This is a genomic window from Brevundimonas sp. NPDC046655 (genome assembly GCF_044901625.1).
In the GTDB taxonomy this organism is placed as follows: domain Bacteria; phylum Pseudomonadota; class Alphaproteobacteria; order Caulobacterales; family Caulobacteraceae; genus Brevundimonas.
Map to the genome: position 1 here is coordinate 1,395,030 of NZ_JBJDPV010000001.1, position 11,790 is coordinate 1,406,819.

Consider the following 11,790-nt stretch of genomic DNA (forward strand, 5'->3'; position numbering starts at 1 on the left):
CCTGGCCGACGGTCAAGCCGCCGCCAGTTCGACCCAGAAGGTCGCGCCCTCGCCCGGCGCCGACACGACGCCGATCTCGCCGCCCTGCAGTTCGGTCAGCCGCTTGGCCAGGGCCAGGCCGATGCCATGGCCTTCGATGGCCGAGCGTTCCAGTCCCAGACGGTTGAAGGGTTCAAACAACTGGGCCTGCTTTTCGAGCGACAGCCCCGGGCCGAAGTCGATCACCTCGATCCGCACCCGATGGTCGGCCCAGGCCGTCTTCAGCAGCACCCGGCCGCCGGACGCGCCGTACTTGACCGCATTGCCGGCCAGATTTCCGATCACCTGGGCCAGACGCTGCGAGTCCGCCTGGGCGATCAGGGCGTCGCCCTCGACCAGGACTTCGATCGAAAGGCCCTTGGCCTCCGGCTTCAGGATCAGAGCGCGTCGGACGTCCTCCAACAGGCCCGCCACGTCGGTCGGCCGCAGCTCGACCTTGACCGCCCCGGATTCGGCACGCGCCACGTCCAGCAGATCATGCGCCAAAGTCTCGACCTGACGGGCGGTCTTGACCAGCATCTGCGCCATCTCGACCTGGTCCGGCGAGGTCGCGCCGAGTTGGCCGCCGGCCCAGAGCTCGCCTATTCCGATAATGCCGCCGACCGGACTCTTGATCTCATGGGCGACGTTGGCCAGCAGCCGCGACTTGGCCGCCGAGGCCCTCTCGGCCCGTTCGCGCCCCGCCCGCGCCCGTTCGGCCAGACGATCGCGTTCCTCCAGCAGCGCCGCGACCATCAGGATCGGCATGTAGCCCAGCAGCACCAGAAGCTGCGCCAGCAAGGCCCGGTTCTCGGCCGAAAACGAATGATAGGGGCCATGGCCCGCCATGGTCCCGCCGATGGCCATGACCGTCACCAGCACCAGGGCGGCCGCGATGCCGGACACGCGGAACCTGACGGCCATCATCAACAGCAGCGGCATCAACAAGAAGCCGTAGGGCAGGCTCAGATGGGAAAAGATCGCATAGCAGGCAGAGCCGATCAGCCCCAGCAAAGTCGCGCCTTCGACCAGACGCCCCGGCTGGCGAACGATCAGAAGATGACGCCGCTGCAGGGCCAACCCGAATGCGCCGATGACGGCGAAACCGAGCGCATGGCCGCACCACCAGATGCGGAATCCATCCAGCATGTCAGCGCCGACCATGGCGTCCAGCGCCAGTGCGCTCAGAACGGCGGAAGGCAGGGGCGCGACGGCGCAAATGGCCAGGAACCGGGCCAGACCCTCCACGGAGTTCACGCTCAAGCCGGGCACGAAACGCCGAGCGAGAACCACCGCCAGAACAATCTCCAGCAGGTTCATCGCCATGAACATGATGGACAGGGCCGGACCGTTGCCGACCAGGAACTCGCCTGCCAGCACGCCCGTCACCACCAGGACGCCGAACCCAAGGTCATAGGTCAGACCCCGGCCGCCCCGCAGCCAGACCGCCATCGCCAGACCGCCTGCGCCCCAGAGGGCCGCGACCAGGCCGTTGGTCCGGGCGAAACTGATGGCCAACACGACCAGAATGGTCACGCCGACCGCCGTCAGGATCGGCGCCAGAGGCTGTCGGAAGAAGGCGGCATTGGGCGGGGACATGACGACGCCGACGTCCGCGGATACGGCGTCGAGAACGGGTTCAGCCCTGTCGAGCGCTCGGCTCATCGTCATGATCGGGTCCGGTGTACGCGACTAACACCCCATCCTGCCGGACCTTCCTAAACATCCTCTGAAGTCAGAAGGCGCTTTCGAGAACGGCGTTGAACGCGCGCACCGCCGCCGCCGGCCCTTCGGGATGGCTCCAGACGCCGGCGCTGACGGCCACGAAATCAGCCCCGGCGGCGGCCACCTGGGCCGCATTGTCGACCGTGATGCCCCCGATGGCGACGCAGGGCGTCTCCATCGTCTCCTGCCAGATGGTCAGCTCGATCAGTTCGGGCCGATACGTGGTTTCCTTGGTGTCGGTCGGGAAGAAGGCGCCGAAGGCCACATAGTCCGCGCCCGCTTCAGCCGCCTCCATCGCCAGGTGGCGGCTGTCGTGACAGGTGGCGCCGATCATGGCGTCCGGCCCCATGATGCGCCGCGCCTCGGCCACCGGCGCGTCTTCCTGACCGACGTGAACACCGTCGCAGCCGGTCGCCTTGGCCAGATCAGGCTGATCGTTGAGGATCACCGCCACGCCGTGCGCCTGGGCGATGGGCGCCAGCCGGGCCACAGCCGCCTTGATCTGATCGTCCGTGGCGTCCTTGAGGCGGATCTGCAGGGCCGCGACCGGCCCCGCCGACAAGGCCTGATCCAGCAGGCCGGCGAAGGCGTCCAGATCGGCGATGGCCGGCGGCGTGATCAGATACAGCTGACAGGGCGGACGGGGCGGTGTTGCGGGTTGACGAGCCATGCCCTGCCCTGCCCGTCCCCGCGCCGGGCGTCAATGTCGCAACCCCATGCGAACGATTTGCACTCGCCTTAATAAATGCTATAGCGAGCCATTCTCAGTAACTGTTTCGGGGCTTGTCGCCTTGTACGTCTGCAACTGTAACGGCCTTCGCCAGCGTGACGTCGCCCAGGCCATCGAGGCTGGCGCGACCCGTCCCAAGGATATTTTCGCGTCCAATCAATGCGCTCCGCAATGCGCCAAGTGCGTCTGCGAAATGCGCCAGATGATCCAGGACACCCAGGCGGCCTTCGCCCTGGCGGCGGAATAGAACCCCGCTTCTGAAAGTCGATTTCACTCGCATTATCAATGCAGTGATAAGAACTCGCAAATGATCCACGGCCATCAAGCCGTGCTATGAAAGTCGTCACGGGCGGTCTGAGGACCGCGACGTCATGACGACGTCGTCCAGCGCCGCCGCATCAAGAGGACGACGACCATGAAGGGCGATCCGGCGATCATCCGCACCCTCAACGCGGTGCTGACCAACGAGCTGACGGCGGTCAACCAGTACTTCCTGCACGCCCGCATGTTCGAAAGCTGGGGCCTCAGCCACCTCGGCAACGTCATCTACGAAGAATCGATCGGCGAGATGAAGCACGCCGACATGCTGATCAAGCGCATCCTCTTCCTGGACGGCCTGCCCAACCTGCAGGACCTGCACAAGCTGAAGGTCGGCGAGGATCCGATCGAATGCCTGGGCGCCGACCTGAAGTTGGAGATCGACAGCCGCGCCACCACGCGCGACGCCGTCACCCAGTGCGAGGAAGCCCGCGACTACGTCAGCCGCGACCTGCTGATGAAGATCCTGGCCGACACCGAAGAGCACGTCGACTTCCTGGAAAACCAGCACAAGCTGATCGAACTGCTGGGCGCCCAGAACTACCTTCAGTCCGCCATGAGCGAGATCAAGACCGACGGCGCCGCCACCGGCAACTGACCGCCCAAGCCGCGGTCGGAACATTAGAGGGGCGGCCATTCGTCGGCCGCCCCTTTTGCTTGGGCTACAGCACCTCGCGGCGAGCCAGATGGATCACGGCCAGGATCAGGACAATCAGGCCCAGCCCCCCGCCCAGCGCCAGCGCCGTCTGCATCCGCCAAGCCTCGCCGGCCAGGATATTGACCGGCATCTGCCAGGGCATGAAGACGCCCTGCTTGGCTGAGGTCGCGACGACGGCGAAGAAGGTGCCGCCGATGCCCACGATCAGGGCCGGCACGAAGCTGGCGAACCGCATGGCGACCCAGAACTGGATGGCGATCATCAAGGTGCCCGCCACCGCCATCAGCCCCAGCATCCTGGCGTAGTTGACCAGTTCAAACGCCCCCGTCGGCGCCACGGCGGGTTTGATCTGCGCCGCCAGCGACACCGAGGCCGCCGTCAGCGCCAGCACGCCCGCGCTCATCAGCACCACCAGGCCGATCACGCAGACCGCCTTGGCCGCGTACAGGCTCCAGCGCGGGGTCGGCAGGGCGCGCAGGTGGTCCCAGGACTTCGGCCCATGCTCCATGTGCGCGACCAGGGCGGTCAGGGCCGTCACGCTCATCGGCATCATGAAGTAGGCCCAGATGGCCGAGCCGCTCATCATCCACATCTCCCATGGCGCGGACGCCTTGGCGCGCAGGGCCATGAAGAAGCCGAAGACGGCGATCAGGCTGGGCGCGGCGACGGCCAGCAGCAGGGCCAGCGAACGGTTCAGCTTGCGAACCTCGACAGACAGAACGGACAGCATCACGCGGCCTCCGGCAGGGGGTGGGCGTTTTCGGTGACCTGGCGATAGAGGGCCTCCAGCGAATGGGGGCGCGCGCCGATGGCGAAGACGGCGACGCCCTGCTCGACGAGGCTCCGGTTGAGACCCGCCGTCACGGCGTCGTGGTCCTGGCCCGCGCGCAATCGCGCCGTCAGACCTTCGGCGACCTCCGTCACGTCCAGATCATGCCGGGCCAGCAATGCCGCCGCCCGAATGCGGTCGTCCACGCGCAGATGGATTTCCGGCGCCTCGGCCGCCTTCAGCGCCGCCAGTTCGCCCTCCAGAACCAACCGCCCCTGATGGATCACGCCCACATGGGTGGCGATCTGCTCGATCTCGCCCAGCAGGTGGCTGGACAGCAGGACCGTCGCTCCAGTCCGGGCGGGCAAGTCGCGCAGGAAGCGGCGCATCTCGGCGATGCCGTCGGGGTCCAGGCCGTTGGTCGGCTCGTCCAGCACCAGGACCGGCGGCGCGCCCAGCATGGCCCGCGCCAGCCCCAGCCTCTGCCGCATCCCCAGGGAATAGCCCGCGACCCGACGACCGCCGTCGGCCCGCATCTCGACCACGTCCAGCACCCGGTCGATCTCGCTGACCGGAAGGCCCAGAAAGCGACGGCTGAGATCCAGATTCTCGCGCCCCGTCAGGTTGCTGTAGAAACCATGCGCCTCCAGCAAGGCGCCGACCTTGCGCACCGCGCCGATGCGGTCGCGCGCCACGTCGACGCCGCCGATCCGCGCCGTCCCGGCCGTCGGCTGGATCAGACCCAGCAGCATCTTCAGCGTCGTCGTCTTGCCCGCCCCGTTGCGCCCCAGGAAGCCATAGACCGCCTGATCCGGCACCGTCATCGACACCCCGTCCACCGCCGTTCGCGCGCCGAAGCGCCGCGACAGCCCCTCCGTCTCCACCATTCCGGCCATCGCCGCCTCCATTTAACTCTTAGATAAAGTTGCAAAGGCGCAATCTTTAAGTCAAGATTAAAGAAACGTCAGAATCGGAACCCGCCATGACCCGAGACCTCGACCGCTTTCGCCGCCTGTGCGGCCAGTACCGCTGGCTGGCGGTCTTCATGGTGGCCAGCGTGGGGCTGCTGTTGATCGCGGCCAACCTGATCGCTCCGATCGTCCTGTGGGCGCGCGTCCCGACTCTCGTCAGCGGACGCGCGGTCGCTGCCTCGCTGATCTGGATCGCCCCGGCGCTCTGCTACCTGTTCGGCGTCTGGTCGATCGGCGGCGGCATGGGGCAACTGGCCAGGGGACGACTGATACAGCCGACCCTGGCTGCGACCCTGCGTCGGGTCGGCCTGGCCCTCGGCTTCGGCGGCGTGATCAGCGTCTTTGTCGTCACCAACCTGCTGCGCCTGATCGGCTCCACCCAGGGCGGCTATCTGCATTTCGACGTGGCCGGCATGACGCTGGGCATGATCGGCGGCGCCGTTTTCCTGCTGGGCCGCGTCGTGGATCAGGCGGGGGTCGTTCAGGCCGAACTGGACGAGATGATCTGATGGCGGTTCGCGTGACCCTGGACGCCCTGATCGTCGCCAGGGGCATCAAGGCCCGCGATCTGGCCGCTCAGGTCGGGCTCAGTGAGACCCAGTTGTCCCTGTTTCGCTCCGGCAAGGTGAAGGGCATCCGCTTTCGCACCCTCGCCCGGCTATGCGCCGCCCTGGGCTGCCGCCCCGGCGACCTGCTGGACTACGACCTGGACCCGGCCGACCTGGAGCCGCCCGGCGGCGATGAGGCGGACTGACGGAACCGCCTTGAGGGCGCGCGACTTGATTTCCTGACCCTTTGCAGGAGCCGCCATGTCCATCGAAAACGCCCTCGACACCGCCCGCGATCAGGCCTCCGGCCTTCTCAACGCCGAGGGGCGCAGCTGGACTCATGTCGGGCTGGGCCTGGCCCTGACCGCCGGATTCGCCTTGGCGGCCACGACCGCGGCCTCAAAGCTGATCCGCCCCCAGCCGCGCCGAGCGCTGCAGCCGCTGGGCGGCGACGCCCCGATCACCGAACGACCGCGCGGCCCGATCAGCCTGATCCTGCCGGCCATGTTCTCGGCCACCACCCTGTCGGCCGTCCGCGTATGGAACGCCCCGGCCCGCCCCGAGCGGCGCAGTGCCATGGCCCTTTGGCTCGCCGCCCAGACGGTCAGCGCCGTCTGGCTGGCCGTGCGGCCGACACGCCTGACGACCCAGGTCCTGGCGGCCATGTCCTCGGCCGGTCTGGCCGCCGCCTTCGCCCACGAGGCGCGCAAACTGGACCCCGGCGCCGGCAAGCTGGCCTCGCCCACCGGCATGGGCGTGCGTCTGGCCAATCGGGCCGAGGCCCGGCTTCGCGACAGGCCGACCATTCACTGATCCGCAGACCGGCGATCAGCGCCCCATTGCCCTTTTTCCGCTGTTCCTCTACGGCTCGCCGCGATTTCGCGCGCCCGCCTGTGAAGCGGCCGGGCCGCCCCCAGCCCTCAGATCCAGCGGTTTCTATGAAAATCAACGGCAACACCATCAAGCCCGGCATGGTCCTGCAGCACAACGGCGGCCTCTGGGTCGTCACCAAGGCCAGCCACGTCAAGCCCGGCAAGGGCGGCGCCTTCGCCAACGTCGAGGCCAAGAACCTCGAAACCGGCAACAAGCTGAACGAACGCTTCCGCTCGGAAGACAAGGTCGAGCGCGTCACCCTGGAACAGAAGGACTTCTCCTACCTGTTCGACAACGGCGACAGCCTCGTCTTCATGGACGACGCTACCTACGAGCAGATCGAACTGCAAAAGGACTGGGTCGGCGACGAACGCATCCCCTATCTGCAAGAGGGCATGAAGGTCGTCATCGAGATGCATGAAGACCGTCCGATCGGCCTGGAGCTGCCGGAACAGGTCACCTTGGAAGTCGCCGAGACCGAGCCCACCGTGAAGGGCCAGACGGCCTCGTCCTCCTACAAGCCCGCCATCGCCAACAACGGCGTGCGCATCATGATCCCGCCCTACATGTCGGCCGGCGAGCGCATCATCGTCGACACGACGACCGGCGAATACGTCCGCCGCGCGGACTAACAAAGACCGTCTTTCCCGGCCAAGGTCGGGCGCTTAAGACATATCTACAGGGGCGCGGATGGTCCGCGCCCCTTTTGCTTCTCCGTCTCTCCGGGCCGACAGGGCCTTCAAGGACAGCCGGACCAGGAGAACCCCATGGCCCTCGCCTCTGCTCTCGTTCAGGTCATCATCGGCGCCGTGCGCAAGACCGCACGCCCCATGCTTCGCGATTTCGGCGAAGTCGCCCAACTTCAGGTTTCGCGCAAAGGGCCCGGCGATTTCGTCACGGCCGCCGACCTGAAGGCCGAGGACACCCTCTTTGAACTGCTGATGAAGGCCCGCCCCGGCTACGGCTTCCTCGGCGAGGAACGCGGCCTGATCGAAGGCACCGACAAGTCGCACACCTGGATCGTCGACCCGATCGACGGCACCACCAACTTCATGCACGCCATGCCCCACTTCGCCATCACGGTGGGCCTGGAGCGCAAGCACCCCGACGGCTCATCCGAGATCGTCGCCGGCGTCACCTACAACCCGGTGATGAACGAGCTGTTCTGGGCCGAAAAGGGCAAGGGCTGCTACCTGAACGACCAGCGCATCCGCGTCTCGGGCCGCCGCGACCTGTCGGAAAGCCTGATCTCGACCGGCCTGCCCTTCATCGGCAAGTCCGGCCACGCCCAGTCGATCAAGGATATCCACGCCGTCGGCCAGCGCGTCGCCGGCATCCGTCGCCTGGGCGCCGCCTCGCTGGACTTCGCCTGGGTCGCCGCGGGCCGCTACGACGCCTTCTTCGAGCGTAACCTGCAACCGTGGGACGTCGCCGCAGGCATCCTGTTCGTCACCGAAGCCGGCGGCGTGGTCACCACCATCGACATCGACGGCGACCCGAAGAACGGCAAGCAGATCGTCGCCGCCAACCCGGAACTGCAGCCGCAACTGCGCAAGATCCTGCAAGCGGCGTAAAGAAAAATCTCCCTCCCCTTCATGGGGAGGGTGGCCGAGCCGTCAGGCGAGGTCGGGTGGGGGCGGCGCGGTCATTGACCCGCCGCCTTTTGCTTATCTGGGCCTCCCCACCCGCTCGCCGCTTCGCGGCGACCACCCTCCCCATGAAGGGGAGGGAGAAATCACGCGCACGTCACGTCCCGCCCCTACCCTTCCGGCATGATCCGCCTCATCCTGACCGCCGCCCTTCTCCTCAGCGGAACCCCGGCCATGTCTGCGCCCCTTCCCCCAGTCGTCGCCAAGGTCATCGCCCATCGCGGTGCCTCCGGTGAACGGCCCGAGCATACGGCCTCGGCCTATCGACTGGCGGTGGAACAGGGCGCGGACTTCATCGAGCCGGACCTGGTCATGACCCGCGACGGTCATTTGGTGGTCCGCCACGAGAACGAGATCGGCGGCACGACCGACGTGGCCGAGCGGTCCGAGTTCGCGGCTCGCAAGACCACCAAAGCCATCGACGGGGTCGAGACCGCCGGCTGGTTCACCGAAGACTTCACCCTGGCGGAACTGAAAACCCTGCGCGCCCGCGAGCGCCTGCCCCTGCTGCGTCCCGCCAACACCGCCTGGGACGGTCAGGAGCCCCTCCTGACCTTTGACGAGGTCGTGGCCCTCGCCCGCGAGGAGACCGCCCGCACCGGCCGCATCATCGGCGTCGCGCCGGAACTGAAACACCCGTCCTATTTCGCGAGCATCAACCTGCCGATGGAGGACGCCTTCGTCGCCGCCCTGCAGCGCCACGGCCTGACCGGGGCCGACGCTCCCATCCTGATCCAGTGCTTCGAGGTCGGCCCGCTGCAAAGGCTCAAGGCCCGCATCGACGCCCCGCTGCTGCAACTGATGAGCGTGACGGGCGGCCCCGCCGACCGTCCCGACCTGACCTACGCCGCCATGAGCACGCCTGAGGGCCTGCGCGCCGTCGCCGCCTATGCCGACGCTGTCGGCGTCGAGACCGGGATGATCCTGCCGCGCGACGCCGCAGGCCGCAGTCTGCCCGCCGCGCCTCTGGTCGCCGACGCCCACGCCGCGGGGCTCAAGGTCGTGGTCTGGACCTTCCGCGCCGAAAACGCCTTCCTGCCGCTGGAACGCCGTCGCGGCGACGCCCCCGCCAACCACGGCGACCTGAACGCCCACCTCAAGACCTTCTACGCCCTGGGCGTCGACGCCGTGTTCAGCGACTTCCCCAGCGCGGCGGTGGCGGCGCGCTAGAGCTTACGTCCCCTGGAACTGCAGCTGCGCCAGACGTGCATAGAGGCCGCCGCGCGCCGTCAGTTCGGCGTGGGTGCCTTCTTCGACCACCTTGCCGCCGTCCATGACGACGATGCGGTCGGCCCGCAGGACCGTGGCCAGCCGGTGGGCGATGACCAGGGTGGTGCGCGCCTCCATGGCCTGATCCAGCGCCGCCTGCACCAGACGCTCGTTCTCGGCGTCCAGCGCGCTGGTGGCCTCGTCCAGCAGCAGGATCGGGGCTTCACGCACAAGTGCCCGCGCGATGGCCAGACGTTGCCGCTGACCGCCCGACAGGCTCTTGCCGCGCTCGCCCAGCGGGGTGTCGAAGGCTTGAGGCAGAGCCTCGATGAAGCCCAGGGCCTGGGCCTCGTCGGCCACGGCGCGAGCCTCGGCCAGGGTCGCGTCCTCGCGACCGAAACGGATGTTCTCCAGCGCCGAACCCGAGAACAGGGGCGCCTCCTGCGACACCCAGGCAAAGCGCTCTCGCACCGCAACCGGATCGGCGGCGCGCACATCCACGCCGTCCACCGAGACCAGACCCGACTGCGGATCATAGAAGCGCAGCAGCAGGCGGAAGACGGTGGACTTACCCGCGCCAGACGGCCCGACCAGGGCCACGGTCTCGCCCGGACGCACGGTCAGGCTGAAACCCTTCAGCGCCGGCAGGTCGGGACGGCCCGGATAGGCGAAGTCCACCGCCGACATCGACACCTCGCCCAGCGGCGGCTGCGGCAGGGCCACGGGGTTGGCGGGCGGGGCGATGGCGGGCACGGCGCGCATCAGTTCGTCGATCCGCTCCATGGCCCCGGCGGCCTTCTGCACATCGCCCCAGCTTTCGCCGAGCGCGCCCACGGCGGCGGCCGAGAAGACCGACAGGAGGACGAACTGCAGCAGGGCGCCCGGCGTCATGTTTCCGGCGAGCACGTCCTGCGCCCCCAGCCACAGCACCAGAGTCACGCCGCCAAACATGACGACGATGATCATGGCGGTCATGACGGCCCGCGCCCTCATGCGGATCAGGGAGACGCCGAAGGCCTCCTCCACCGCCGCGCCGAAGCGCGCGATGGCGCTCTTTTCACGGCCGAAGGCCTGCACTGTCTCGATGGCGTCCACGCTCTCGCCGGCGAACCCGACCGCCCCCGCGAAGGTGTCCTGTGACTTGACCGTCAGCTTGCGCACCTGGCGTCCGAAGATGAACAGCGGCACGATCAGCACCGGCACGATCAACAGCACCAGACCGGTCAGCTTGGGGCTGACGAAGAACAGAAGAATCACCCCGCCGATCAACGTCAAGAAGTTTCGCAGGGCGTAGCTGACCGAGGTGGTCAGCAGGGTGTCGACCAGCTGAATGTCGGTCGTCAGGCGCGACAACACCTCGCCGGTCCGCATATGCGCGAAAAAGACCGGATCCAGGGTCAGGATGCGCTTGAACAAACCGGTGCGCAGATCGGCGATGATCCGCTCGCCCGTCTTGGTGACGTAGAAATAGCGCAGGGCCGTCGCCAGCCCAAGAATCAGGGCGTTCGCGCCCAGAATCAGAAACCAGGTGCTGATGTCCCTGCCGCCGTTCTCGAAGCCGTTGTCGATGGCCCCGCGCGCCGTCGCCGTCAGCGCCAGGGAAGCCACGGTCGAGCCGATCAGCCACAGACCCGCGATCGCCGCGTTCAGCCGATGCCGCATCATGAAGGGCAGCAACTGAGCCAGGGGCCTGATGTTGCGGGTCTTGGCGCGCTTGCCGCCCGCCTCCTCCATCTGCTCAGCCAGCAAGGCTCCGGCGCCGGGACGTCCCCGAGCGGCGGCGTCAGGCGAAGCGGAAGGCGAGGAAACTTGGGTCATGCCAGCGCTCTTGCCCCGGAACGCCCCCCGGTGTAAACGCCGCCGCTCATTCCCGCCGTTTAGCCTCGGCGGGTTTCTCTATTTACGCGCACTGACGGTCGGCATCGTCGAAGCGCAGAGACGGATCAGACCCATGAAAGCGGACACGCACCCCGACTACCACTTCATCACGGTTGTGAAGCCGGATGGCAGCACCTTCCAGACCCGTTCGACCTACGGCAAGGAAGGCGCGACGCTGGCCCTCGACATCGATCCGTCGACCCACCCCGCCTGGACCGGCGGCAACGCCCAGATGCTCGACCGCGGCGGCCGCGTTTCGCGCTTCAACAACAAGTTCGGCGGCTTCATCAAGAAGTAAGCCTTACGGCCTGCGACATAGTCGCCACAGAAGCGCCGGTCCGATGGGCCGGCGCTTTTTGTTTGCCCGGAACGTCGATAACATGGGGGCGTTCGATCCTTCGGGGCGCAGGCGACGGGTCTGGCGCCGGACCGGACTAAGAGCGT

At 67.5% G+C, this 11,790-nt stretch carries 14 protein-coding genes; 9 read left to right on the forward strand and 5 right to left on the reverse strand.

Annotated features, from left to right (window positions below):
* Positions 1-12: 12 nt before the first annotated feature.
* Positions 13-1,689 (reverse strand): ATP-binding protein, encoded by a 1,677-nt coding sequence (locus ACI2KI_RS06810; RefSeq protein ID WP_404618620.1) that lies wholly within the window; start codon positions 1,687-1,689, stop codon positions 13-15.
* A gap of 64 nt (positions 1,690-1,753) precedes the next feature.
* On the reverse strand, positions 1,754-2,413 hold the full coding sequence (gene thiE / locus ACI2KI_RS06815) for a thiamine phosphate synthase (RefSeq protein ID WP_404618622.1): 660 nt from the start codon (positions 2,411-2,413) through the stop codon (positions 1,754-1,756).
* A gap of 121 nt (positions 2,414-2,534) precedes the next feature.
* Between thiE and ACI2KI_RS06820 the strand changes: the two genes are divergently transcribed.
* Together ACI2KI_RS06820 and bfr are read left to right on the forward strand one after the other, a co-directional pair.
* Complete coding sequence (locus ACI2KI_RS06820) at positions 2,535-2,720, forward strand: bacterioferritin-associated ferredoxin (protein ID WP_105563100.1); 186 nt, start codon at positions 2,535-2,537, stop codon at positions 2,718-2,720.
* A gap of 168 nt (positions 2,721-2,888) precedes the next feature.
* On the forward strand, positions 2,889-3,389 hold the full coding sequence (gene bfr, locus ACI2KI_RS06825; protein WP_105563101.1) for a bacterioferritin: 501 nt from the start codon (positions 2,889-2,891) through the stop codon (positions 3,387-3,389).
* A gap of 64 nt (positions 3,390-3,453) precedes the next feature.
* Here the strand turns inward: bfr and ACI2KI_RS06830 are convergent, their stop codons facing one another.
* Complete coding sequence (locus tag ACI2KI_RS06830) at positions 3,454-4,179, reverse strand: ABC transporter permease (RefSeq protein ID WP_404618624.1); 726 nt, start codon at positions 4,177-4,179, stop codon at positions 3,454-3,456.
* Positions 4,179-5,114, reverse strand: coding sequence for an ABC transporter ATP-binding protein (locus ACI2KI_RS06835; protein WP_404618626.1), 936 nt, complete (start codon positions 5,112-5,114; stop codon positions 4,179-4,181). The genes ACI2KI_RS06830 and ACI2KI_RS06835 overlap by 1 nt, the downstream gene beginning before the upstream one ends.
* An 86-nt stretch (positions 5,115-5,200) precedes the next feature.
* Here ACI2KI_RS06835 and ACI2KI_RS06840 point away from each other — a divergent pair, with 86 nt between their 5' ends.
* The 6 genes from ACI2KI_RS06840 (at position 5,201) to ACI2KI_RS06865 (ending at position 9,429) form a co-directional block, all read left to right on the forward strand.
* Positions 5,201-5,698 carry a DUF2975 domain-containing protein gene (locus ACI2KI_RS06840; protein WP_404618628.1) on the forward strand — a complete coding sequence of 166 codons (498 nt, stop codon included), beginning with the start codon at positions 5,201-5,203 and terminating at the stop codon, positions 5,696-5,698.
* On the forward strand, positions 5,698-5,943 hold the full coding sequence (locus ACI2KI_RS06845; RefSeq protein ID WP_331044827.1) for a helix-turn-helix transcriptional regulator: 246 nt from the start codon (positions 5,698-5,700) through the stop codon (positions 5,941-5,943). The genes ACI2KI_RS06840 and ACI2KI_RS06845 overlap by 1 nt, the downstream gene beginning before the upstream one ends.
* A 55-nt stretch (positions 5,944-5,998) precedes the next feature.
* Entirely contained in the window at positions 5,999-6,550 is a 552-nt protein-coding gene (locus tag ACI2KI_RS06850) for a TspO protein (RefSeq protein WP_404618630.1), read from the forward strand.
* A gap of 125 nt (positions 6,551-6,675) precedes the next feature.
* Positions 6,676-7,242, forward strand: a complete 567-nt coding sequence (gene efp, locus ACI2KI_RS06855; protein ID WP_292084287.1) for an elongation factor P — start codon at positions 6,676-6,678, stop codon at positions 7,240-7,242.
* A gap of 135 nt (positions 7,243-7,377) precedes the next feature.
* On the forward strand, positions 7,378-8,184 hold the full coding sequence (locus tag ACI2KI_RS06860) for an inositol monophosphatase family protein (protein WP_404618632.1): 807 nt from the start codon (positions 7,378-7,380) through the stop codon (positions 8,182-8,184).
* A gap of 198 nt (positions 8,185-8,382) precedes the next feature.
* Complete coding sequence (locus ACI2KI_RS06865) at positions 8,383-9,429, forward strand: glycerophosphodiester phosphodiesterase (protein WP_404618634.1); 1,047 nt, start codon at positions 8,383-8,385, stop codon at positions 9,427-9,429.
* 3 nt (positions 9,430-9,432) lie between these two features.
* Here the strand turns inward: ACI2KI_RS06865 and ACI2KI_RS06870 are convergent, their stop codons facing one another.
* Entirely contained in the window at positions 9,433-11,286 is a 1,854-nt protein-coding gene (locus ACI2KI_RS06870) for an ABC transporter transmembrane domain-containing protein (protein ID WP_404618636.1), read from the reverse strand.
* Positions 11,287-11,419: 133 nt separating this feature from the next.
* On the opposite strand from ACI2KI_RS06870, the gene rpmE reads away from it, so the two are divergent.
* Complete coding sequence (gene rpmE / locus ACI2KI_RS06875) at positions 11,420-11,644, forward strand: 50S ribosomal protein L31 (protein WP_292084293.1); 225 nt, start codon at positions 11,420-11,422, stop codon at positions 11,642-11,644.
* Positions 11,645-11,790 lie beyond the last annotated feature (146 nt).

Coding starts and splice junctions, on each gene's coding strand:
- ACI2KI_RS06810 (WP_404618620.1), bottom strand. CDS start 1,689: ATGACGATGAGCCGAGCGCTCGACAGGGCTGAACCCGTTCTCGACGCC.
- thiE (WP_404618622.1), bottom strand. CDS start 2,413: ATGGCTCGTCAACCCGCAACACCGCCCCGTCCGCCCTGTCAGCTGTAT.
- bfr (WP_105563101.1), top strand. CDS start 2,889: ATGAAGGGCGATCCGGCGATCATCCGCACCCTCAACGCGGTGCTGACC.
- ACI2KI_RS06830 (WP_404618624.1), bottom strand. CDS start 4,179: ATGCTGTCCGTTCTGTCTGTCGAGGTTCGCAAGCTGAACCGTTCGCTG.
- ACI2KI_RS06835 (WP_404618626.1), bottom strand. CDS start 5,114: ATGGCCGGAATGGTGGAGACGGAGGGGCTGTCGCGGCGCTTCGGCGCG.
- ACI2KI_RS06840 (WP_404618628.1), top strand. CDS start 5,201: ATGACCCGAGACCTCGACCGCTTTCGCCGCCTGTGCGGCCAGTACCGC.
- ACI2KI_RS06845 (WP_331044827.1), top strand. CDS start 5,698: ATGGCGGTTCGCGTGACCCTGGACGCCCTGATCGTCGCCAGGGGCATC.
- ACI2KI_RS06850 (WP_404618630.1), top strand. CDS start 5,999: ATGTCCATCGAAAACGCCCTCGACACCGCCCGCGATCAGGCCTCCGGC.
- efp (WP_292084287.1), top strand. CDS start 6,676: ATGAAAATCAACGGCAACACCATCAAGCCCGGCATGGTCCTGCAGCAC.
- ACI2KI_RS06860 (WP_404618632.1), top strand. CDS start 7,378: ATGGCCCTCGCCTCTGCTCTCGTTCAGGTCATCATCGGCGCCGTGCGC.
- ACI2KI_RS06865 (WP_404618634.1), top strand. CDS start 8,383: ATGATCCGCCTCATCCTGACCGCCGCCCTTCTCCTCAGCGGAACCCCG.
- ACI2KI_RS06870 (WP_404618636.1), bottom strand. CDS start 11,286: ATGACCCAAGTTTCCTCGCCTTCCGCTTCGCCTGACGCCGCCGCTCGG.
- rpmE (WP_292084293.1), top strand. CDS start 11,420: ATGAAAGCGGACACGCACCCCGACTACCACTTCATCACGGTTGTGAAG.